17 protein-coding genes are annotated in these 21,665 nt (G+C 41.9%); 8 read left to right on the top strand and 9 right to left on the bottom strand.

The genetic code is table 11. The features are described from left to right. Positions 1 to 5 precede the first annotated feature (5 nt). Together FET73_RS08860 and FET73_RS08855 are read right to left on the bottom strand one after the other, a co-directional pair. The gene (locus tag FET73_RS08860) at positions 6 to 563 is read right to left on the bottom strand and encodes an ECF-type sigma factor (protein WP_154223594.1); all 558 of its coding nucleotides are present in this window, start codon (positions 561 to 563) and stop codon (positions 6 to 8) included. A gap of 151 nt (positions 564 to 714) precedes the next feature. After that, a complete protein-coding gene (locus tag FET73_RS08855) occupies positions 715 to 3,297 on the bottom strand; it encodes an immunoglobulin-like domain-containing protein (protein ID WP_179952202.1) in 2,583 nt (860 codons plus the stop codon). Positions 3,298 to 3,519: 222 nt separating this feature from the next. Between FET73_RS08855 and FET73_RS08850 the strand changes: the two genes are divergently transcribed. The 3 genes from FET73_RS08850 to FET73_RS08840 all read left to right on the top strand — a co-directional run bounded on the left by FET73_RS08850 (position 3,520) and on the right by FET73_RS08840 (position 7,356). Next, positions 3,520 to 5,520 carry a hypothetical protein gene (locus FET73_RS08850; protein WP_154223592.1) on the top strand — a complete coding sequence of 667 codons (2,001 nt, stop codon included), beginning with the start codon at positions 3,520 to 3,522 and terminating at the stop codon, positions 5,518 to 5,520. A gap of 190 nt (positions 5,521 to 5,710) precedes the next feature. Continuing rightward, on the top strand, positions 5,711 to 6,958 hold the full coding sequence (locus tag FET73_RS08845; protein WP_154223591.1) for a hypothetical protein: 1,248 nt from the start codon (positions 5,711 to 5,713) through the stop codon (positions 6,956 to 6,958). A gap of 137 nt (positions 6,959 to 7,095) precedes the next feature. Then, positions 7,096 to 7,356: a GlsB/YeaQ/YmgE family stress response membrane protein gene (locus FET73_RS08840; protein WP_154223590.1), complete on the top strand. Its 261-nt coding sequence runs from the start codon at positions 7,096 to 7,098 to the stop codon at positions 7,354 to 7,356. An 84-nt stretch (positions 7,357 to 7,440) separates the two neighbouring features. Here FET73_RS08840 and msrA read toward each other — a convergent pair whose 3' ends face one another. Next, positions 7,441 to 7,950 (bottom strand): peptide-methionine (S)-S-oxide reductase MsrA, encoded by a 510-nt coding sequence (gene msrA / locus FET73_RS08835; protein ID WP_154223589.1) that lies wholly within the window; start codon positions 7,948 to 7,950, stop codon positions 7,441 to 7,443. Between the two features lie 154 nt (positions 7,951 to 8,104). Between msrA and FET73_RS08830 the strand changes: the two genes are divergently transcribed. Then, a complete protein-coding gene (locus FET73_RS08830; RefSeq protein ID WP_154223588.1) occupies positions 8,105 to 8,803 on the top strand; it encodes an energy transducer TonB in 699 nt (232 codons plus the stop codon). A gap of 65 nt (positions 8,804 to 8,868) precedes the next feature. Here the strand turns inward: FET73_RS08830 and FET73_RS08825 are convergent, their stop codons facing one another. Beyond that, positions 8,869 to 10,635 (bottom strand): DUF885 domain-containing protein, encoded by a 1,767-nt coding sequence (locus FET73_RS08825; protein ID WP_246172712.1) that lies wholly within the window; start codon positions 10,633 to 10,635, stop codon positions 8,869 to 8,871. A gap of 190 nt (positions 10,636 to 10,825) precedes the next feature. On the opposite strand from FET73_RS08825, the gene FET73_RS08820 reads away from it, so the two are divergent. Both FET73_RS08820 and FET73_RS08815 read left to right on the top strand, forming a co-directional pair. Continuing rightward, a complete protein-coding gene (locus FET73_RS08820; RefSeq protein WP_154223587.1) occupies positions 10,826 to 11,113 on the top strand; it encodes a hypothetical protein in 288 nt (95 codons plus the stop codon). Between the two features lie 92 nt (positions 11,114 to 11,205). Continuing rightward, positions 11,206 to 11,499, top strand: a complete 294-nt coding sequence (locus tag FET73_RS08815) for a hypothetical protein (protein ID WP_154223586.1) — start codon at positions 11,206 to 11,208, stop codon at positions 11,497 to 11,499. Between the two features lie 48 nt (positions 11,500 to 11,547). Here the strand turns inward: FET73_RS08815 and serA are convergent, their stop codons facing one another. Continuing rightward, entirely contained in the window at positions 11,548 to 12,780 is a 1,233-nt protein-coding gene (gene serA / locus FET73_RS08810; RefSeq protein WP_154223585.1) for a phosphoglycerate dehydrogenase, read from the bottom strand. A 49-nt stretch (positions 12,781 to 12,829) separates the two neighbouring features. Between serA and FET73_RS08805 the strand changes: the two genes are divergently transcribed. Both FET73_RS08805 and FET73_RS08800 read left to right on the top strand, forming a co-directional pair. Continuing rightward, positions 12,830 to 14,206, top strand: a complete 1,377-nt coding sequence (locus FET73_RS08805; RefSeq protein WP_154223584.1) for an FAD-binding oxidoreductase — start codon at positions 12,830 to 12,832, stop codon at positions 14,204 to 14,206. Between the two features lie 32 nt (positions 14,207 to 14,238). Beyond that, positions 14,239 to 15,180 (top strand): TFIIB-type zinc ribbon-containing protein, encoded by a 942-nt coding sequence (locus FET73_RS08800; RefSeq protein ID WP_154223583.1) that lies wholly within the window; start codon positions 14,239 to 14,241, stop codon positions 15,178 to 15,180. Between the two features lie 160 nt (positions 15,181 to 15,340). Here FET73_RS08800 and FET73_RS08795 read toward each other — a convergent pair whose 3' ends face one another. The 4 genes from FET73_RS08795 to FET73_RS08780 form a co-directional block, all read right to left on the bottom strand. Continuing rightward, positions 15,341 to 16,627, bottom strand: coding sequence for a M56 family metallopeptidase (locus FET73_RS08795; protein ID WP_154223582.1), 1,287 nt, complete (start codon positions 16,625 to 16,627; stop codon positions 15,341 to 15,343). Continuing rightward, complete coding sequence (locus FET73_RS08790; protein ID WP_154223581.1) at positions 16,620 to 17,015, bottom strand: BlaI/MecI/CopY family transcriptional regulator; 396 nt, start codon at positions 17,013 to 17,015, stop codon at positions 16,620 to 16,622. Before FET73_RS08790 ends, FET73_RS08795 begins: the two co-directional genes overlap by 8 nt. A 269-nt stretch (positions 17,016 to 17,284) precedes the next feature. After that, positions 17,285 to 19,306, bottom strand: coding sequence for a S9 family peptidase (locus FET73_RS08785; protein ID WP_154223580.1), 2,022 nt, complete (start codon positions 19,304 to 19,306; stop codon positions 17,285 to 17,287). A 191-nt stretch (positions 19,307 to 19,497) separates the two neighbouring features. Then, complete coding sequence (locus tag FET73_RS08780; RefSeq protein ID WP_281347625.1) at positions 19,498 to 21,639, bottom strand: cytochrome D1 domain-containing protein; 2,142 nt, start codon at positions 21,637 to 21,639, stop codon at positions 19,498 to 19,500. Positions 21,640 to 21,665 lie beyond the last annotated feature (26 nt).

Raw genomic sequence — 21,665 nt, 5'->3', positions numbered from 1 at the left:
GTGGCTTATTTGTTACGATGAGTGTTACTGACATAGTCGCTGATAAAAGCACGGCCAAATTTCAAATCTCTTTTAACTGTGCTATTTGAAACGGCTAAAAGGTCCGCTACTTTTTGAACTTCTGCGCCAGTAAAATACACCCATTCAATGACTTCTGCACTGCGCGTGTCGATCTCATTCAATGCTTCAATGGCATCATTGATGTAAATAAAATTGGGTTGTTCCTGAATCAATCCTAATGAGTCTGTTAATGCCACTTTCTGTAAGGCACCTTTTTGTTTATTACTGGATTTGTGTCGGGCATAATCTACCAGTAGTCGCCTCATTTGTCTTGCCATGGTTCTGAAATAGTGTTGTTCATCTGTAAAGCCCGCTGTGTAATTCGACATTTTTAAATAAGCATTGTGCACCAGTTCAGTGGGTGACATGGTGTGGCCAGAACGCTCTTTGTGCATCAGTCCATGTGCCAATTTTCTCAGCTGTAGGTATAGGTTTTCGTCAAATACCTTTTGTTGTTCGTTACTGATTGCGTCATCTTTATGCTTTGGTTCATTTGATTTCATCTAAAGTAAAAGTGATAAATGGGTTGCTTAATCCTATCACGATTAAAACACCAGATAACTGCTTTTTACCCGTTAAATCAATGAGATACTCTATTTTTTAGCTCAAAGATGAGCTCAGTTGTGTGATTCAAACCAACTGAGCTCATGTTTGTTATTTACTGGCTGTATCCCGAACCGCAATAAAGCCAATACCACCAATGAGTACCAACATCAAAAGCCAAGTCAAATAATCTCCTGCGGGTACAACTTGTGGTGAAGTTGGTCCCCCCGCATTGACTTCCACTGTTCTTGTCACTTGTGATTGATTGCCATTGTTGTCTTGCACTGTGTAAATCAAGTCATATGTGCCCGCAGTTGTAATATCTACCGTCCCAGACACAGTGATTTGAGCTGTTAGGTCACCACCAACCAAATCAATGGCTGTGGCGCCTTCATCAATAAAAATATCACCTACATTGATGAGCAAGGTGCTGCTGCCATTCAAAGTGATGGTAGGCGCAGTGGTATCAACAAGGGTAACTGATTGCGTATCAGTCCCCGTGTTGTTGTTATTATCAGTGGCTGACCATGTGATGGCATGTGTTCCCAAGGAAAAAGGACCTGTGTTGTCTGCAATCGCTGTTAAGTTTAGATCTACATTGTCAGTCACTGTGGCTGTTCCCAATGTTACTGGTGTCAGAGTCGCTGTGGCTTCTTGAGTAATGTCAGCTGGAGCAGTAACTATGGGTGCTTCTAAGTCTGCCGGTCCCGCCATACCTATGGCATCGGTTATGAATGTGCTTGCACCTTGGGTGGGTTGAGCGGTGGGTGCTTGTATCGAAAAACTGAAGGAATTACCGTTGATATTTGGGGTGAATTCTGTCCAAGTTGCACCGTGTCTCCAGCCACTGTGATCATTTGGGATGGTTTGCACATAATCAACTGTGACCTCAATATCAGCACCAGCAGCGCAATTTTCTATGCTATACAACACCACGCCATCTAAAAATGACAAGGTGGCAGGTGGCTGAGGCGTGAAGTTGTTGGCCTCAAGGAAACTGGGGTCGGTAATGAAAGTACAATCATAGTCCTGTGTGGAGAATGATATAGTGCCTGGCTGTCCACTGGGCATGGTGCCGGTAAAGGTGCGTTTGACATTGATGTCCACCATACGTGAGGCATAGCCTAAGTTGCCAGCGTTGTCATGGACGTTATACCCCCGCACCCATGTGGCACGACCATTGGTAAAAACGAGTCCTGAAACAACAATGTCCGCAGTGATGTCACCATCAACTAAGTCATAAGCTGTGGCACCTGGGTCAACGAATACATCGCCGACAAACAGCTGCATGGGGTTGTCTCCATTCATTGTTACCACCGGTGGCGTGGTGTCGGTGATGGTGACGGTTTGTGTGGCAGTTCCATTGTAGCCATGGCTGTCGGTTGCAGTCCATGTCACGGTGTGTGTACCGACCGCAAAAGGGCCACTGGTGTCTGGAGTCGCATTGAGGCTTTGGTTGTTAAAGTCAACCGCGGTGGCTGTGCCTAAAGTGACAGCTGTTGCAGGGCCTGTGGCCTCTAAAATAATATCAGCAGGTGGTGTTACGAAAGGCGCGATGAGTTCCGATGCCCCCATGTCCCTGATGCCATTGGCTGTAAACCCACGTGCATCGGTGCTACTGGGTGTGTCAGTGGCTGCATCGATGGCATTGCTACCAGGTTGTAATTTAAACACCGGTAAACAACTGCCATCAGGCAGTGGCGTGACACACATATCTGTGGACAAGGTGTTATCCATCATTGTAACGTCGCCGACATCGCCTGGGCAGATGTCCCCCCCATCAGAAAAATTGTTGTTACCGGTATAGTTTGACCTATAGCAGTCAGTTGTATTGCCAGTAAAGATTGAATTGTCAATTTGCATCACACTACCTAAATTTTCAATAGCACCGGAATTATAGGCAAATGTAGAGTTGTTGATCCTGACCACTTGTGCCGAGCTACTTCGAACATTAATTCCACCAGCTTGATTGTCAGAAAAAACGGTGTTTTCAATCAAGTTGATTACGGCATTGCCGTTTAGCTCTATACCCCCTGTGGTATTTGAAGCGGTGTTACTGATAAAAGCACTGTTGCGAATGACTTCAATGGTTCCTAAATTCATGATGCCTGCGCCTTGTAAACCAGATGAATTTTTGATGATGCTGTTGGTGATTTCAGCAATCATTCCTGTGGGTGTGTTGTCAATTGCAGCACCAAATTGTGCTTGGTTATTGTCAAATATGACCCGCTCAACAGTGAGTTCACTGTGATTGAGTATGGCGCCTCCATATGAGTCAAAATTTTGAAAACTGCCATCGCCCCAAGCACACGCGTTGTTTAAGCTGATGTTTTTGATTAAAAGGGTCGAGGTATTGTTGATTAATCTGAATTCATCAACTGATAATACCTGATCATTGACGCAGTTTAAATTGATGTCACGACTGAGTACATGATCTTGTCCATCGATGGTTAAAGGTGCGGTGAAACGTGGCAGAGCATTGTAACCATCAGCCACTTCCTCATACGCTGTGAATACCACATCATTGCCTAACAAAATGGTGTCGCCACCATTGGCATCACCGTTTTCGTTGGCACAATGCACAGCTTGCACCATCTCGGCAGCAGTGGTTACTGTTGTGGTAAAACCATCAACAGCCAGTGCAGGCGTTTGACAAAGTGGGCCACCAGCTGAATGGGCGGCGTTGCAAATCATAAACAAGAGGACAGACCAAGTGCCTAGTACAGAATTTTTTTTGTTTAACAATAGATTCATAACAATAAATAAGGATGGATTACATATAAGTAGCGGTTTAATTTGGCTTAAGGGTCATTTATTTCAAATTAATTTTTAATTTGCTGATTCGGTAAATATTTTTGAGCCCTTGACTTCATTTATTCGCTTTTATAAATTCACACATAAAAAAAGAGGAATTCAATGAAAATGTTAAAAAACATAAGTTTGGTATTTGTCATGCTGGTCATGGTGTCAAGTCAAGCACAGGGTGAAGAAGATGATTTCATCGTTAAAGCTGTAAAGTCAGCTGGGGTGTCAATTGCCACAGCGGCAGCCAAGAAAGTGGTTGGAGAATTGTATAAAAGTGAATGTCATGGACCACCCATTGACGGGGCAGTGGCAAAACAGGCCCACAGTTTGCTTTGTGGTGCATTGGGCAGTTTTTCGGGAGAAACGGAAGCTGAATGGAAACAGGACATTACAAATAAATTGAATGTACTTAACGTGGCGGTTAAGAACATAGAAAAAGAGCTCAACAACTTAAAGCGCAATCAAGAGGCTTTAAAAAAACAAGGCCAAAAGATTTTGGGCAAACTGGACATGGTGGCCAATGAAATCAACATCACAAAATCACTGACTCGCATCAATGGCTTGTGGGACGATCAATTCGAACCACTGTTTAACGGAGAAAAGTCATTCACTCATGATGGATTGCTTCACTTTGCTGAAACCATAGTTTTTGACTCAAAAATCCACGAAAAACTCAGTGACGTACACCAAAACATGACTAAAAATGTGTTCAAAGATAAAAAGTCATGGATTAAAGGATATATGGACATTTTAAATGATGAGTTCAAGCATGATGGCACACCCAATGAAGCGTTAGTTAGCGCAGATTTTACGCTGTTATTGGATTACAGCGAGGCGGTTATATCTGACCTCATAGCGCAACAAACCAAAGGTTATTCTATGTATGTTTGGGCGGCTAAAATCATAGAGCAGCAATGTGAAATCAATCAGCAATGTGACTTGAAAAACAAGTTGCCACATACCGCTAAAAGTTTTAACTTGTTGTTTAATAAACACATGGCACAACAACTGAACTTATACAGTGCAGGTATTGATAATGTGGTGTTAGACAGGAGTTTTTATTCTGGCTCAAGTGCTAATTTTCTCAGGTCTGATGCCCAAGTTATCTTTGCACGTGTTGATGCATTCATTGCCATGCAATTAAACGTAGGAGGTTTGAGGGGAAGGGTGATTTCAATGGGCGATGCCTGGGATGGTAAGCTGACGCTTTCAGGTAAAAGTTATGAGCCAAGCTATGTTGCTGAAATTGAAGTGGGTGAAGATTTTATTTTTCCAAGAAAACAAAAAATTGCTGACTGGTGGACCAGTTCAAAAAAAGATGGCGTCTATGATGTGATACACAGCAGTTCATTCTGGAAAGTTTATCACTACCACCTGCCTTATGAACAAGCACAACAAGTAACCATACACAATTCATTGCCGTTTAAGCCCAATAAAATCAAAACCCAATTTATTGACGTTACTGCCAAAACTGTTGTGAATAAGCCTGATGCAAATTCGCTTTTGTTTGGCAGTTTTACAGCCATTGAACGTGCAGGAGGTGCTTATGCTTTTTTTAGTTCACCATGGCAAGGTACAACAACAGGTAATTTAAAAGGGATGGAATTTGATGAAGATTTGAAACAAGTGAGTATTAACTTTAAACAAGTGTTGTCTAGCAGCTCGACAGCCTACAGTAAGAAGGGTTCAGTGAAACTCCGCAGAAAACACCCTATCAAGTTTGCTAAAGCAGGCAACATCAAACTGAATGCTTCCCCGTCAGAGAATAAAAAATCATGTCCGAGAGGTAATTGTAATACTTTAGAGATCAGTCATAATTATTTGGGATTAGAAAGCGCGTTCATTGGTGGTGCTATGGGTATAGAGTTGGAAAACTCGTCAAGTCAATTCATTGAAAAAAGGATGCATATCAACACCAAGAATCCTGCAAGTAAAAATGGCTCTATGGCTGATTATGTGAGCAGTACCGGCCTTGGAGTCGCTGCTGGAGCCTCCTATTCGGCTGTGATTTATGCCGAATTAAATTATGAGGTTTATGGCATGCTTCTGGGAACATCTGTGAAAGGTTTTATCAATTTGCGTCTATCAAATGCTTTTATTGGCTTTGAATAATTTTGTTTTGGGCTGTGTATGAATAACTTTAGACACAGCCTTAAGTAAAAACGCGAACAACGGTCAACTGGTCTTCAATTAAATTTGAAGCATTGTATGAGTCATTGATTAAAATCAATGGCTAATGGGCTATTTCATTTTTCCTACAATCATGACACAATAATTAATTAATCAATTGAGAGGTTTTTATATGCGTTGTTTGATGGTATTGCTGCTTTTTGTGGCTGGGAATGTTGTGGCCAATGAATACATCCATGGCACAGTAAAATTAAAAAGTGGTGAATCTCATACTGGCATTTTGAGGTGGGATGAGGACGAAGAAACGTTTTGGTCAGATCATTTTAATGGAGAAAAAAGTGAAATTCCCCAATACAAAACCCTGTCAGATGACATCAAAGAACAAATTGAAGATGCTCAAGTTGGTCCAAAACTTAATTTACTTTCATTTAAAATCACTTTGAGTTCTGTTTTTGCTGATGACATTGAAAATCCAGACTTCATTGTGCCTTTTGCCGCCATTGCAAAATTGTTAACAGTTACTGATGACTCTGGGAGCAGGGGGTTAAAAATAGAGTTGCACAATGGTGATGTGTTTGAGAGTTACGAGGGTTCTAATGACTTGAATGCTGACGTGTTTGTCAAAAAGTCTGATGGGACAACTGGTGAATTCAGAATGAAGCAAATTGAATCCATCACTTTTTCTCGGGCTGCCGATGGGTTGTCAGGTTTTGATCAAGGAATTTATGCCGTTGTTGACAGCAAACTGGGAACATTCAAAGGCCGAATTCAATGGGACAGAGATGAACGGTTTTTAAAAGAAGCCATTGACGGCAGTGATTTGGCAAACCCAGAGAATGAAGAATTAAGCATTCCATTAAGTGACATTGAAAGTATAGAGAAAAAAGAGAAGGGATCGCTGTTAACCTTGCAAAATGGTAAGCAATTACATTTATCAGGCACCAATGATGTTGATGCTGACAACAGGGGTATATTTATTGATACACCTGAAAAAGGAAGGATGTCATTGCCTTGGGAACAGTTCAAAAAAATGGCCATTCAAGAGTTTCCTCAAAATGATTGGCAAGAATACCATTCATTGATAAGTAAAAAAGGCAAGTTGAATGCACAGTTGACGTTGAAAGATGGCGCTCAAATTTCTGCCAAAAATTTGGTCTATAACATGGCTCAAACAAGCCCTGCTGAAATGATTAGATGCACCGTCAAAGGAATGGATTACTATTTACCTTTGTTTCAAATCAAAAGCATCGAGCCTAAAAGTAACCAACATGCCTTGGTTACCCTAATTGATGGTGAGCAGGTTGAAATGTTCGATTCAGCCAGTTTTACTGAAGAAAACTTAGGTTTGCTATTCAGTGTCGATGGTGTAAGCAAATATGTGAATTGGAAAGACGTCAAAAAAGTTGATTTTGAACATTAAATTGATTGGCATGTTAACAGTTGTGAAATCAAACTTTTCTTGCTTGTCGTATGTGATGTGATGACATAACATGAATGAAGGGAAGGGCTGCATTGTGGCCTTCCTCCCCTAAAATAATTCTATAAAGAGGAGATGATATGTCAGTAGAAGGTTTAATTATATTGTTGGTAGTCGGTGCGGTTGCGGGCTGGTTAGCTGGCGTTTTAATGAAAGGCAAAGGCTTTGGTCTTGTGCCAAATATTGTGATTGGGATAGTTGGTGCTTTTGTTGGCAATTATGTCATGGGCTTGTTGAACATCGCTATTGGTGGTGGGATTGTTGGCAGTATCATCAACGCCACCATTGGGGCAGTGATTTTATTGTTTTTGATCAATGTAATTAAAAAAGCCACAAAATAATCAGCAAATCGAAATAAAAAAGCCGCTGATTTCTCAGCGGCTTTTTTATTGGTGGGTTCGAATAAATTTAATCAATTGATTTAATTAATGACTTAAATCTGAATCAGGAAGTACCCAGTCAGGTCTGGCGAAATGACAAGTGTAACCATTCGGCATCCTTTCTAGATAATCTTGGTGCTCTGGTTCAGCTTCCCAAAAAGTAGCCGCTTGCGTTACTTTTGTGACAGCAGGTCCTGGCCATAGGGATGTAGAATCAACATCTCTGATGGCTTTTTCAGCTGCCAACTTTTGATCAAACGTTGTATAAAAAATTTCTGATCGGTAAGAGGCGCCAAAATCATTTCCTTGTCTGTCAACCGTACTGGGGTCATGTATTTGGAAAAAGAATGCCAATAATTGACGGTAAGAAATCACTGAGCTATCAAAGGTGATTTCTACAGCTTCCGCATGTGTGCCGTGGTTTTGATATGTTGGGTTTGACACATCTCCACCTGTATAGCCAACTCGGGTTCCAATGACACCATCCATTTTACGGATTAGGTCTTGCATGCCCCAAAAACAGCCGCCAGCTAAAATTGCAATTTCTTTCTTCATGATCAGTAAATAATAAGGTAATTAATATAATATGCGAATTATAGCCGTCTAAACATCTGGATGTAAATATCATTTTTAATAAATTTAAGTTTTTATGAAATATAATTGAATTTAAGGTGTGTGTTAAAATGGGGCTTTAGTTTTTGACTTTATGATGCGATTAACATTAATCATTTGCTTAATTTTCTTTTGTTTGCCAGTCTTTGCTCAAGATTCAAAAGATGATGAACAAAAAAAACAAAACCAAGGTGGCCCGTTAGGCTTGCCTGAAAGAACCTCGGCACCACAATTAAATACACCAGTGATGACATCTGATGAACCAGAAGTGGTAGATACTTCGGTCGAACGACCTGATTTTGGTTTTGATGAATCAGATTTAGATGTGGGCGGTTTCAATCCTGATTTAGATCTGACTTCTGGTACTGAAGGTCAAACGGAATCAGCAAACGATACTGAAATTCCTACTGAAGACATTGGCTCCACCGATGTGGTTACAGAATCCGAGCCAGAAGAAGAGCAGACTGATGTGCCTAAAGAAACAACTGAAGATGCTTCTCCAGCTGTGCTGACACCAGTGAAGTCCCTTGATGAGTACAGTTGGCATATCGCACAATCAAATGAAATTTCTATACCTAAAACACTTTATTTCAGTAAAAAACAAGTGAGATTAAAAGTGACGATTGACCCTCAAGGTCAAGTGGTTAAAGTCAGGGGTATCCGCAATACAACCCCACGTTCAGTGCTTAATTATGTCCATCAAGCACTCAAATCTTGGCAGTTTGAACCACCTGAAAACTTTGGGATAGACAAAAACATCACTAAGGAATTGGTTATCCCATTGGTATTAAGGTGAATGTTTTTACTACGTACTCAGTGTTGTTCGTTTGGCAACACTGAGTAAAGTAAAGGGCTGTATTCTTACAGGTTGGCTTTTTTGCGTTCGTTCTGAATGTGCTCATCAATAATTACTGTTAATACATCCAAGGGGACTGGGCCTTTTGATAGTAATGCATCATGAAATGTTCTAATGTCAAAATTTGACCCTAAAGCTTTCTCTGCTTTATTTCGTAACTCCCAAATTTTGATTTCTCCAAGTTTGTACGACAAAGCCTGTGCTGGCCAAGCAATGTAGCGATCTATTTCTGTACGTACATTGTGTTTTGACAGTGCCGTGTTCTCTTCCATTAGTTTGATGGCTTCATCACGAGTCATACCCATGGCATGCATCCCCGTGTCAACAACCAAGCGCATGGCACGCCACATTTCATAAGTGAGGCGCCCAAAATCTGAATAAGGGTCTTGGTAAAAGCCAACTTCTTTGGCCAGTTTTTCACAATACAATCCCCAACCTTCTCCAAAGGCTGAAATGTAGCTGTAACGCCTAAATTTGGGCAAATTTTCCAATTCTGCATTCAACGCGCCTTGTAAGTGATGGCCTGGAACGGCTTCATGAAAGGTTAAAGCTTCTAAATTATACAAAGGGCGTTTTTCCAAGGCATAGGTATTAACCCAATATTGGCCAGGGCGAGTAGAGTTCAATGGTGCTGAAACATAGCGGCCAGTGGTGTAATTGGGGGCGATACCTGCAGGCACAGGGTTTACGGCATAAGGTTGCCTTGGAAGCTTGGTGAACAGCTCAGGCAGTTTGCCGTCCATGCGTTTAGCAATGTCGCGGGCTTCTTTGAGTAATGCCTCTGGTGTGTTGGCATAAAACTGTGGATCGGTACGCAAGAATTCTAAGAATTCAGCAAAGCTGCCTTCAAACTGTAAATCAGTGATGATTTGTTCCATTTCAGCACGAATGCGTTTGACTTCAGCCAGGCCGATGTTGTGGATTTTTTCAGGTGTCCAGTCTAAGGTGGTGTATTCACGAATTTGTTGTTGGTAATAGGCTTTACCATCAGGAAAGTCATAAGCCGCTATGCTTTGTTTGGCTTTGGGTAGGTATTCATCTACCATAAAATCTTTGAATTTATTATAGCTGGGGTTGATGTCATTTCGGATGATGTCTTTTGCTTGTTGCTGGAAGTGTGTGAAATCAGTAGTCACCACATGCTTGGGTTTGTTCATAAAAGGTTGATAAAATGGGGATTCGGTTGAATCTTCTTTAATGTAAGTGGATATGAACTCAGGATAGTGGCCGATGATGGCTCGTGGCTGTGAAAAGCCCCTGTCAAGACCAGCCTGCATGTTGTCCATGTGCTGCTTCATCGCACGCGGTACTTGTTTTAGTTTATTTAAGTAGTTTTTTATGTCGTCCTCGTTTTGGAATCGGGTGGTTCTTCCCATACTGGCCAGGTTGACATGAAAGGACCCTTCAGCAGTGATGGGCATCTGAAATTCTTTAAACAGGTTGTCCGCCAAAGTGTTGGCTAAAGTGGTTTGCTGCATCTGATAATTAATGCGGTCGGTGTTTGACAGTTTCTTGGGGTTGATTTCTTTTAACTCATGTATGGCGCTTTTAATGACTTTGTTTTGTTTTTCATGCCAACTTAAAGACACATCATTGAGCTGACCTGATTTGCTTTTGTCGCCAAAATATGCGGCACTTTGTGGTGACAATGCTAATTGTGATTGCCAAATTTGGTCAAGTAAAGCGTGAAATTTTTTGGTTTCTTTTTTACTGACTTTTGCATCTACTATCAATGAAGTCAGTAACACAGCTATCATAAAACAGTATTTCATGGCTTTATCTCTTATTTTAAATGTACTCATCATACCTCTTTTATAAGGCACAAAAAAGTGGAAAAGTGGCCTGAAAACCGGAGTTCAATAAAAAGGGAGTTTAATTGTTAACAATCTTTTCAATTGGTGTTTAATGCTGGCAGAAAAGCTCAGGGTTTTTATAATGGCGAGCATTTGAAAGGTGTGTGTTATGTATAAAAGAATTGCTTTCAGTGTTTTAATCTTATTTTTTGTGTCTTATGGCTATGCTGGCACTGGGTATGAAAACAATATTTTTGTGGTAACAGAACAGCAGTACACTTTTTTTTATCACGATCACATGAATTCGTATTTGAAAGAAAAAAAGCCAAGGACTTTTAAAATTTATAGCCTTTTAGATGAAGACGCAAAACGTAAAGTTTTTGTGTCACATTTAAAAGAGCGTCAATTAGACTTAACCGACATTGTATTGAAAGTGTATAAAGACAATAAAAATTAATGGTCTGTTTTTAAACAGCAATGTTTTAGGTGTTTTACTCTAATTTTTTGTCGCAGTATTTTAGACACAATAAAAACTAAAGAGGGTAAGCCATGAAGAAACAACTGACAATCACAGCTTTTGTGTTTTTTTCAGGAATTGTTGTTGGTGAAACAGCCAATGACCCAAGTGTCGAACGCAACTTGTTTGCTATTTCTCAGCCAGTATTAACGTTTCAAGATGAAATTGAGCTGGTTAATTACATCAAATCTAATAAGCCTAGTACTTTTAAATACTACGACCGTTTAGACCAACAAGCCAAGAAACAGGTGTTTAAAAAACACCAAGAAGAGCAAAGTAAGGACATAACCGAAATCGTATTACAAATTTACAGGACGCACAGGTAAGCATAAGCCCACTGATTAATTCAGTGGGCTTGAGTCTATTCAATTCAGTTAGTGTAATACTCGAACGCGAACAGTGCCTTCGATGTCTTTGAGTTGAGCCACAATCGGGTCTGATGATTCGCATTGAACGTCCATGATCACAAAACCCACATCGCCAGATGTCTGCAAATACATCGCAGCAATATTTATTCCCTGGCTTGAAAAGGCATGATTCAACTTTTCTAACATGCCTGGTTTGTTTTCATGAATGTGCATCACACGGGTCAAATCTTCATGCAAAGAGGGCAATGACACTTCGGGGAAATTGACCGCAGATGATGTTGAACCGTTGTTTGAGTATTTGATCAGTTTATCGGCCACTTCGTTGGCGATATTAACCTGTGCCTCTTGTGTACTGCCACCAATGTGCGGTGTCAAAATCACATTGTCAAATTGCCGCAAAGGCGACTCAAATGGTTCGCTGTTACTGGCAGGCTCTGTTGGATAGACATCAACTGCTGCACCATTTAAGTGTCCACTTTCCATATGAGCAGCCAAAGCCTCGATGTCTAAAATGTCACCACGGGCTGCATTAATCACGTACGCACCTTTGGGTAACAGTGACAACTCAGTCTCGCCAATCATGTTTTTGGTTAATTCAGTAGAGGGGACATGCAATGTCAGCACGTCAATTTGTGGTAACAAATCATGTAAACTGGCGATGGCTTCTGAATTTCCCAAAGGCAATTTATTCTCAATATCAAAGTATTTCACTTTCATGCCCATGGCTTCGGCCAAAATCCCCAGTTGTGAGCCAATGTGACCAAATCCAACAATGCCCAATGTTTTGCCTCGGGTTTCATTCGAATTCAGAGCCGATTTAAACCATTCACCGCGGTGGGCTTTGGCATTTTTTTCAGGTACACCACGTAATAACAGAATGATTTCACCCATGACCAGTTCTGCGACGGATCGTGTGTTAGAAAATGGCGCATTGAATACTGGTATACCGCGCTTTTTACAGGTTTCCAGGTCTACTTGATTGGTGCCGATACAAAAAGTGCCTACAGCCATCAGTTTTCCGCAACTGTCTAAGATGTCACCTTTTAACTGTGTTCGAGATCTGATGCCGAGGATATGGGCATCTTTTAATAAGACTTTAAGTTCAGCATCATCTGGTGTCGATTTTAAAACATGCAGGTTGTCGTAGCCGTCTTGGCGAAACATCTGTTCTGCATCCGGGTGGACACCTTCGAGTAAAACTACCTTGATTTTTTCTTTACTTAGCGAGAGTTTGGTCATATTCTTGCCCTTTTTTCCGACCGTTATAAAACTCAGGATTCTACCAGATATGAACGCCGAAACACTGCATTCTTTATTAGAAAAACACATTCCACACATTGCACGCTCTCACAAGACAGATGACTTGACCCAGTTTGGACAAGATTGGACCCGTTTCCATGAGCCGAATGCCGCAGTGGTGTTCTTCCCAAATGATGCCAAGGAAGTGCAAGAAATCGTCAAGTTAGCCAATCAAACAGGTGCTGTGATTGTGCCATCAGGTGGCAGAACTGGTTACAGCGCGGGTGCTGTGGCTACCAATAGTGAATGGGTGGTTTCTTTGGTGCGTTTGAATGACATTTCGGGCTTCAATGAAATAGATCAAACCGTTTCAGTTGGCGCAGGAGTGATTACTGAGCAATTGCACAACTTTGCCGCCGAGAACAATTTGTTCTATCCAGTAGACTTTGCCTCATCGGGTTCGAGCCACATCGGTGGAAACATTGCGACCAATGCTGGGGGCATTCGTGTTTTGCGGTATGGTTTGACTCGAGATTATGTCTTAGGCCTCACCGTGGTGACGGGTTCGGGTGAGATTTTAAAGCTGAACAATGGCTTGGTAAAAAATGCTTCTGGTTTGGATTTTAGGCATTTGATGATAGGCTCAGAGGGTATATTGGGCATTGTGGTTGAAGCTGAAATCAAGTTGATTAATCAACCACCCAATCAATCCGTTATGCTTTTGGCTTTGTCATCCTTGGAAGCAGTGATGGCGGTGTTTGCTCAAGCACGAGCAGCATTAACTTTGTCGTCATTCGAATTTTTCTCAGACCGCTCTTTAAAGCGCGTCATGGCGCACCGTGAATTTGATAATCCTTTTGAAGACTTGCATCCTTTTTATGTGTTGTTGGAGTTCGATGAAAATGAAGCCGCGGCCATGGACGTATTTGAGCAGGGCATGATTGCCGAACATGTGACTGATGGAATCATTGCCCAAAGCATAGAGCAAGGGCAACAGTTGTGGCAGTACCGTGAAGGCATCTCTGAATCGATTGCACACTTCACACCTTATAAGAACGACATTTCAGTTAAAATTTCTCAGGTGCCCGCATTCATGCAACAGCTTGAGGATGTTTTGGCCGCTGAATACCCAGATTTTGAAACCATATGGTTTGGTCACATTGGTGATGGCAATTTACATTTGAATATATTGAAGCCTGAAGGTATGGAAACCAAAGAATTCAAGGCCCAATGTGAACAAGTAAATCAACATGTTTATGGTTTGATAAAAGCTTTTGAAGGGAGTATTTCTGCAGAACATGGTGTTGGTTTAATCAAAAAGCCATTTTTGCCTTATTCTAAATCAGCAGAAGAAATCAAGCTGATGGGTGATGTGAAACGTGTGTTTGACCCCAACGGTGTGTTGAATATCGGTAAGGTCGTTTGATACATTTTTAGCGGAAATTTTATACTATGACAATGAAGCATAATCAAACCATCAAATGTAATGCCTGTGGGGCATCGAGTGTCACAAAGAACAAAACGACAGAATTATTGGAGTGTCAATACTGCGGTTCTGTGATGCGTCACAGCGAGCCGGTGGTCATTAAACAAAGTAAAACCAAATTGTCAGCCATCATGATTTCATTGCCCTTGATTGTGGTGGTTTTGATGGTGATTTTTTGGGTGGCGTTTAAAAACATGAGAGTCAATACGCCAGTTGAACATTACTTCCCTGATGGAACCACACAGGTCGATCATCAAAAAAACATTGTTCCATTGGCGAAACCATTTGTGGCAGAAACTGTTGATGCATCAAAAACACCCTATGCCGAATTACTACAGATAAAAAGTCAGGTTAAGGGTGAAACGGCTAACAAGGGTTTGTATTGGATATTCAGTGTTAAGAATAGTAGCCAAGTACAGGATAACCAAGTAACGCTGAACCGCCCTGGTGTGGTCGTCAGTTTGTTCGATAAAGAAGGTAAGCGTTTGGCAGAACAAAGCGGTTGGTCCGCATTACACACTTTAGCACCCACCGAAGAAACTGAGGTTTTGGTTTTTTTACCTGAATCGCCAGATGGTGTGGAATCAATAGAAATAAATACCCTGGCCAGTGCCCCTAATCAATTCAGCCAAAAACAAGAATTATTACAAGTGACTGACTTCTCAGTCAATGAGAAAAACGGCGCCTTTGAAATCATCGGAGATGTCAAAAATTCAAATGATTATCCGGTGAAATACACACGAGTACTGGCGGTGGCCAGAAACCAGGCAGGTGAGCCGATTGGCTTGGGTAATGCATTTGCCACCATCAAAAACCTCAATGCGAGCGAAACATCAGGGTTCAAAATCCGTGTTGGTACTTTCTTAAAAGGCCAGCCAGACCATTGGACTTTGTGGGCGCAAGGGCAGAAGTAGGGGGCTTGGTTTTCAGCAATACAAACTAAGGTGTCTGTTGTTGGCTTACAATATGACTGGAGGGCTGGTTGTTTCACACAACAGGAATTGTATCAAATTAGTCGAATACTCAAGGCCTGAATTCATTTCAGGCTTTGAGTTGAGCCAAATGGATTTTGCCTTAGGCGTCTGGGTTATTAAGAGTTGTGGCTCTGAGCTCAGCTGTTATGGCCTCGTTTTTCTTTGGGTCATTGATTTTAAATGATGCCCATGTGTTAGACAGTGACATCAGTGACATGTTGCTGATTTCTGTTTTTGCTTTTTTGTCTTGGTGAACTGAGATTTCTGTATAAATTTGAACATTAGCTTCATTTTGGGCTTTGTTATTGGCCATGGTTTTTTGCTTTTCTTTTGAAGCCGTGGCTTGTTTAATTATGTGTGGTGTAAAGGAAAAAGTGTAATCATCTATTTTAACACTGCCTTCAGTACCGTTCTCTACCAAAATACTGAGTTCCTGTGTTTCTTTTTCATCTATGTTGAACTTGAATTCTAAGTAGACTTGGTTGGCACCAATTCCTGGAAAATTATTCTGATCTACTTTCGATATTGTTTTATTGGCCAAAACGGCAGCTGAAAGTAATGTGATTGCAGTAAAACTCAGGGCGAGTAGGTATTTGTGGTGCTTTTTCATGGTTGTCTCCTTTGACAGTTGTTGAATGCGTTGTAAATGCTTGGTGCCAGACTGTGCCATCCAGTTGCTCAATGGCATGTTTTTGGACTGCATTTTCAGTAGGGTTTGGGCCAAGTGGTTTTGGTATAAACCTTGAGGCAATTGTTTTTTACAGGCCTGATCGCATCGCATTTCCAAGCTGTGTTGGCATTTTTTGCTCAATAGCCAGACGATGGGGTTGAACCAAAACAGCCGTTGAATGAAGGTAATCAGCAACAACCAGTAAGGGTCATGTTGCCTGATGTGCTGCTGCTCATGGGCGAGGATGCTGATTTGGGCTTCACTATTGAACAAGGCTTCATCAATCCAAATGATGCTGGGTCTGAAACCAGTAACACAGGCATTGTTCAAGCCATTGATGGTAAAGACGTTCTGAATGTCAGTGCTTTGGGCTTGTTGTTCGAATGTATGGTGCTGTTGTCGCAGAGACAGTAAATCTTTGATAAAAAGACAAATACCCATGCTGCATATTGCCATCATGATTTGTGTCCATGAAACATGTGATTCGGACTGGATGGTCAAGGTGTGAACCGGTTGTGTGATTTGTTCAATGATGGTTTGAGTGGCTGTTAAAACCGTGACTTCGGTGCTGAACTGAAACCAACCAAATGGGATTAGCCAGCTCGCCATGGCAACCAATAAAATGATGAATTGATGGCGTGCATCAGTAAGTAAGAAATGATGAATCAACAAAGCCCATATGCTGATGGTTATATTAATGATGAGGTATTCAGTCATTGTTATGCTCGTTGTTTTTGTTTGATTTTTTGTTTTTCTGAATCAATTGTTCCAAGTAATCAATGTCGTTTTGATCCAGTTCTTGTGAATCAAACAGGTGGTTCATCAATTGTTTTTTGTTGCCGCCAAATAAATGATTCAGCATTGATTTAAACATCGGTTTTTGAATGTCTTTAGGTGATACGACAGTTTTATAGAATATGGTTTTGCCTATTTTTTCACTGCGCGTGATGGCGCCTTTTTTTTCCAAACGATCAATGATGGTCTTAACTGTAGAGTAGGTGACGTCTTTTTGAGCAATCACTTGCTGATGTAATTCAGGTGCTGATGCCTGTTTTGTTTGCCACAAAAGCTGCATCACAGTAAGTTCAAATTCAGATAATTTCATTTTCTCTACATTTGTCGATTGTCTGCATGATATGCTTACTCTCTACACTTGTCAAGAATAAAGTTTAATAAGAATTTTAAGGTCTCATGCGCAAACATTTAAATCAGGGATGACACCCGCAATGATAAAAAGAGCCTCAAATCAATGGGTGCTTAAAGCGCGAGCCAGAATACATAAAAAGGCTCCGCTTAATGAGCGGAGCCGTGATTAAATTTGTATGGCCAGTTATAACTTGGTTGGATTTGAAGTAAAGGTTTCCTGTCCTGTTTTTAGTCTCGGTATTTTTCAAACCATGCGAGAATACTGGACACTTTGGCCACTAAATTGCTGGGGCGGTTGGCGATGCCATGCCCAGCTCCAGGTATTCTGACCATGGCTGATTCCACTTTTTGTAGTTTCAATGCGGCATAATATTGTTCGGTTTCTGCCATCGGTGTGCGGTGGTCTTCTTCGCCAGTGAGTAACATGGTCGGTGTGGTGACATTACCCACATAGGACAAGGGCGAGCGTTTCAAATAGTTTTCAGTGTCTTCCCAGGGTTTATTTGGAAACCAATATTTGTAGAAAAAACCAGGGTTGTCAGCGTATAACACAAAGCTGATCCAATTGATGACAGGTTTAGCCACCACTGCGGCCTTGAAGCGATCCGTGTGACCGATGATCCAAGCGGTTAAAACGCCGCCGCCGCTGCCACCAGTGACAAACAATTGTTCTTCATCCACGTACCCTTCAGCAATGGCCTTATCAACACCCGACATCAAGTCATGGTAATCGTTATTGGGGTAGTCATGGTGTATCAAATTAGCAAATTCTTGACCGTAACCCGTACTGCCTCTTGGGTTGGCATACAAAACCACATATCCTGCAGCGGCAAAGAGTTGAACTTCTGCGGAGAACACCGAACCATAGCTGGCAAAAGGGCCGCCATGGATTTCTAGAATTAAAGGGTATTTTTTACTGGGGTCAAAATCAGGTGGTGTGACCAGCCAACCTTGCACTTGTCGCTGATCAGCAGACGATTCCCACCATATTTCCTTAACCTTGCCGAGTTTTTTGTAGCTGAACAAGTCATCATTTAACTGTGTCAAGCGGCGTGTTTTGTTGTTGTGAATTGTGGCCAAGTCAGCGGGGTGTTCCGTGCCGCCTAGAGTCATGGCGATGCGGTTGTTATTGGAAACAGAAAATGCAGCTGCGTTGTACGGTCTGCCGAGTGACAAGCCACCCAAGTTTTCTGCCACAATTTTGGATTTTCCAGACAGTTTAATCAAAGCCAACTTGCCATCACCTTTGTCTGTGTATTGAACATAAAGGCCTTTAGAGTCAGCCGCCCAAGCCATGGATTGTACAGAGCGATCTAATGGTTGAGATATAGATTTGGGTTCAGAACCATCGGCATTCATGACATAAAGCTCACGGATTGAATGGCCTTGGAAAGTGTCATTAAAACCGACATAAGCGATTTTTTTACCATCAGGAGATAATTGGGCATTGCTGTCTGGTCCAAACCTTTTGGTCAGTGCTTTGATGCTCAGATCCGCCAGTTGCAACTGATAAACCTCTGCATTCAGTGGTTCATGTTCGTGGTTTTCATGTAGGTTAGCGGTAAAATAAATCGATTTTTTGTCAGCTGCCCAGACTGGAGATTGGTGGTTGTGTGCCGTGTCAGTGAGCTGGCGCGGTGTACCACCATCAGTTGATAGCATGAATATTTGTTGGTTACCAGCGGGTAAGAATCCACGACCATCGGCTTTGTAATTCATGTCATCAATATAAACGGGCGGCTTATTCCACTTGGCACCTTTCGGTTTAGCGGGCATTTTAATCAATGACGGTTTTGTTTTTTCGACAAATTGTGTGAACACCAAGTGCTTGTCATCGTGTGACCACGCGACTTGGCTTGGTGCCGATTTTGTGTTGGTTAATGCCACAGATTGTTTGCTGTCCATCCACATCAAGTACAGCTTGGTTTTATCATCTGCATGATTAGATAAATAGACTATTTTCTTGCCATCGTTCGACCATTTGACTGATCGTGCGTTGTGGTTTCCTGTTGTTAAAGGTCGGTTGTTTTTGCCGTCAAAATCTACAATCCATAAATTACTGTGATTTTTATCTGTCATCACATCTTTGAAGTTACGAACATAAATGATTTTTTGTCCGTCCGGCGAGATTTGGGGGTCTGATACATATTCCAGATTGAATACATCAAGTAACTCTAATTTATTGGATTCGCTGGCATAGGTGGTACTTAAACTTAATGTCAGCAGCAGTATGGATAACAGTATTTTCATGGGTTATGGGTTCCTGTAGAAGATTCAACAGTATAAACCAGAACTGCTAACAGCCAAAATAAGTTGGTTTTTTGAAAAGCGTGGCGATTCAATAATTAATGTACTGGCATGACAAAAAGAAAATTGAGCGAAGCAAAAAAAAGGGCGACTCATTGAGTCGCCCAGCTGTTCCTTGTTAAAAGAACGGGGGGTTAATAAATGTCTTCTACAGTGTTCAAGACATTGAATTTACCGGTTGGTGTGATGATGCGTTTGTCTTTGATGATGTGTTTCAATTTTCTGGTTTTGTCATCAACGATGACTATGGCTGAGCGTTGCTCTTTACCGTTCCACACTGAGAACCACACTTCATCACCGTGGGCATTGTATTCAGGTTGTACCACACGTTTTGGACCTTCACCCAAATCGGCCCATTCAGCAATCGGAAGTACCTCGTAGCCTTTGTCCAAATTATTGATGTCATAAACCGCAATGCTTTGAGAGATGGCAGGATCTGGATTTAATGGCGCATCTACCCACAAGTTTTTAGACTTAGGATGAGATTTCACAAACAATGAACCACCACCTTGACCGTGTAAAGTACGAACCACTTTCCATGCATTGTCTGCATGTTTTTCGGGGTCTGTGCCAAGGAATGTGATCTTGTCGTTGCCTAAGGCGCTGGTGATCCAAACAGGGCCGAAATCAGGATCGTCGATGTTCGCACCACGGCCTGGGTGAGGGATTTGATCCACATCAGTTAGGGCAACAAGCTTACGTTCTTTTGAGTCAATCACAGCAATCTTGTTAGATTTGTTGGCTGCGGTGAGGAAATAACGTTTGCTGCGATCCCAGCCACCGTCATGTAAATATCTGGCGGCATTGATGGTGGTCACAGACAAGTTTTCGATGTCTGAATAATCGACCAACAAAATTTTACCTGTTTCTTTGATGTTCACAATGAACTCAGGATGCTGATGCGATGCCACAATCGCTGCCACTCGAGGTTCTGGGTGGTACTCTTGGGTATCAACAGTCATGCCTCGGGTTGAAACGATGCGCTTGGGTTCTAAAGTGTCGCCATCCATGATGGTGTATTGCGGTGGCCAGTAAGAGCCCGCAATGGCAAACTTGTCTTCGTAACCATGGTATTTAGAGGTTTCAACAGAGCGTGCCTCTAAGCCTACTTTGATGGTGGAAACGATTTGTGGTGGATCCATAAACAAATCAATCATGTCCACTTTGGCGTCACGGCCGATGGTATAGATGTATCGACTTGATGCTGAGGTTCTTGAAATGTGAACCGCATAACCAGTTTTCAGGATGTTAACGATTTCTTTGGTATCACCGTCAATAATCGCCACTTCGCCTGAGTCACGTAATGTGACTGAGAAAAAGTTTTTATAATCTCTTTTGTGTTCTGGTTTTTTAGGACGGTCTTCTGGCTTGATGTGCACTTTCCAAGAAGCTTTCATCTCTTCCATGCCCCATTGTGGTGGCTCGGGTGGCTCATGCTGTAAGAAGCGTGCCAAGGTGTCAATTTCTTGTTCAGTGAAATCGCCAGATGTACCCCAGTTAGGCATGCCGGCTGGTGAACCATAAGTGATTAAGGTTTTCAGGTAGTCTGTGCCTTTCTCACGGGTGATGTCAGTGGTCAAGGGTTTACCTGTTGCCCCTTTTCTTAATACACCATGACAACCTGCACAACGTTCAAAGTAAATCTTAGTTGCATAGGCAAATTCATCTTGGTTCATGGCAGGGCCTTCTGAATCAATCATGGCCACCGTGTCTTCAGGGTTGATTCCAGAAGGTGCGCCCTCATAGCTGACAGCTGTTTTAGAAGTTGTTGGATGGTCAGCTGGCGCACCTGTTGGCACCTGGATGTTTACGCCTCTGGCTGAAGTGACTTCAGAAGCAGAAACTTGAAAGCCTTTGTTACCCCATGAATTCATGATGTAAGTGACAATATTAGCCACTTCATCATCTTTGAGGTATGCAAAGTTGGGCATCACGGCATTGTATTTAACACCATTGACTTCAACTTCACCTGTTAAGCCGGCAATCACTGTGTTGATGGCTCGATTTCGATCTTCCATCAAATAATCTGATTTGGCCAAAGGAGGGAATGCACCTTTCAGGCCTTGACCATCACCTTGGTGACAGGCAGAGCAATGTGTTTGATACAGTTTTTCACCTGCTGTCATTTGTGTTTTAAGGTCGGTTTGTGCTGACTTCATTTCAGCTTTGTGTTCAGCCAAAGGGTCAGTTTTCGATTCTTTTGATGGTGGCTCTGCGCAGGCCTGTAAGCCAAGCACGAGACCTGCACACAGCAGGGTTTTTTTCAAAGTTTTCATAAGCACTCCTGAGTCTTCATTGGTAT

This window comes from Marinicella rhabdoformis, from assembly GCF_009671245.1.
GTDB lineage: Bacteria > Pseudomonadota > Gammaproteobacteria > Xanthomonadales > Marinicellaceae > Marinicella > Marinicella rhabdoformis.
The sequence above is the reverse complement of the archived record's forward strand: the minus strand, read 5'-3'. Positions and strand labels throughout refer to the sequence as shown.

What these genes read in the sequence shown, in the direction of transcription:
- FET73_RS08860 (WP_154223594.1), bottom strand. Translation starts at nt 563, where the DNA reads ATGAAATCAAATGAACCAAAGCATAAAGATGACGCAATCAGTAACGAA.
- FET73_RS08855 (WP_179952202.1), bottom strand. Translation starts at nt 3,297, where the DNA reads ATGATTTGCAACGCCGCCCATTCAGCTGGTGGCCCACTTTGTCAAACG.
- FET73_RS08850 (WP_154223592.1), top strand. Translation starts at nt 3,520, where the DNA reads ATGAAAATGTTAAAAAACATAAGTTTGGTATTTGTCATGCTGGTCATG.
- FET73_RS08845 (WP_154223591.1), top strand. Translation starts at nt 5,711, where the DNA reads ATGCGTTGTTTGATGGTATTGCTGCTTTTTGTGGCTGGGAATGTTGTG.
- FET73_RS08840 (WP_154223590.1), top strand. Translation starts at nt 7,096, where the DNA reads ATGTCAGTAGAAGGTTTAATTATATTGTTGGTAGTCGGTGCGGTTGCG.
- msrA (WP_154223589.1), bottom strand. Translation starts at nt 7,950, where the DNA reads ATGAAGAAAGAAATTGCAATTTTAGCTGGCGGCTGTTTTTGGGGCATG.
- FET73_RS08830 (WP_154223588.1), top strand. Translation starts at nt 8,105, where the DNA reads ATGCGATTAACATTAATCATTTGCTTAATTTTCTTTTGTTTGCCAGTC.
- FET73_RS08825 (WP_246172712.1), bottom strand. Translation starts at nt 10,635, where the DNA reads ATGAAATACTGTTTTATGATAGCTGTGTTACTGACTTCATTGATAGTA.
- FET73_RS08820 (WP_154223587.1), top strand. Translation starts at nt 10,826, where the DNA reads ATGTATAAAAGAATTGCTTTCAGTGTTTTAATCTTATTTTTTGTGTCT.
- FET73_RS08815 (WP_154223586.1), top strand. Translation starts at nt 11,206, where the DNA reads ATGAAGAAACAACTGACAATCACAGCTTTTGTGTTTTTTTCAGGAATT.
- serA (WP_154223585.1), bottom strand. Translation starts at nt 12,780, where the DNA reads ATGACCAAACTCTCGCTAAGTAAAGAAAAAATCAAGGTAGTTTTACTC.
- FET73_RS08805 (WP_154223584.1), top strand. Translation starts at nt 12,830, where the DNA reads ATGAACGCCGAAACACTGCATTCTTTATTAGAAAAACACATTCCACAC.
- FET73_RS08800 (WP_154223583.1), top strand. Translation starts at nt 14,239, where the DNA reads ATGAAGCATAATCAAACCATCAAATGTAATGCCTGTGGGGCATCGAGT.
- FET73_RS08795 (WP_154223582.1), bottom strand. Translation starts at nt 16,627, where the DNA reads ATGACTGAATACCTCATCATTAATATAACCATCAGCATATGGGCTTTG.
- FET73_RS08790 (WP_154223581.1), bottom strand. Translation starts at nt 17,015, where the DNA reads ATGAAATTATCTGAATTTGAACTTACTGTGATGCAGCTTTTGTGGCAA.
- FET73_RS08785 (WP_154223580.1), bottom strand. Translation starts at nt 19,306, where the DNA reads ATGAAAATACTGTTATCCATACTGCTGCTGACATTAAGTTTAAGTACC.
- FET73_RS08780 (WP_281347625.1), bottom strand. Translation starts at nt 21,639, where the DNA reads ATGAAAACTTTGAAAAAAACCCTGCTGTGTGCAGGTCTCGTGCTTGGC.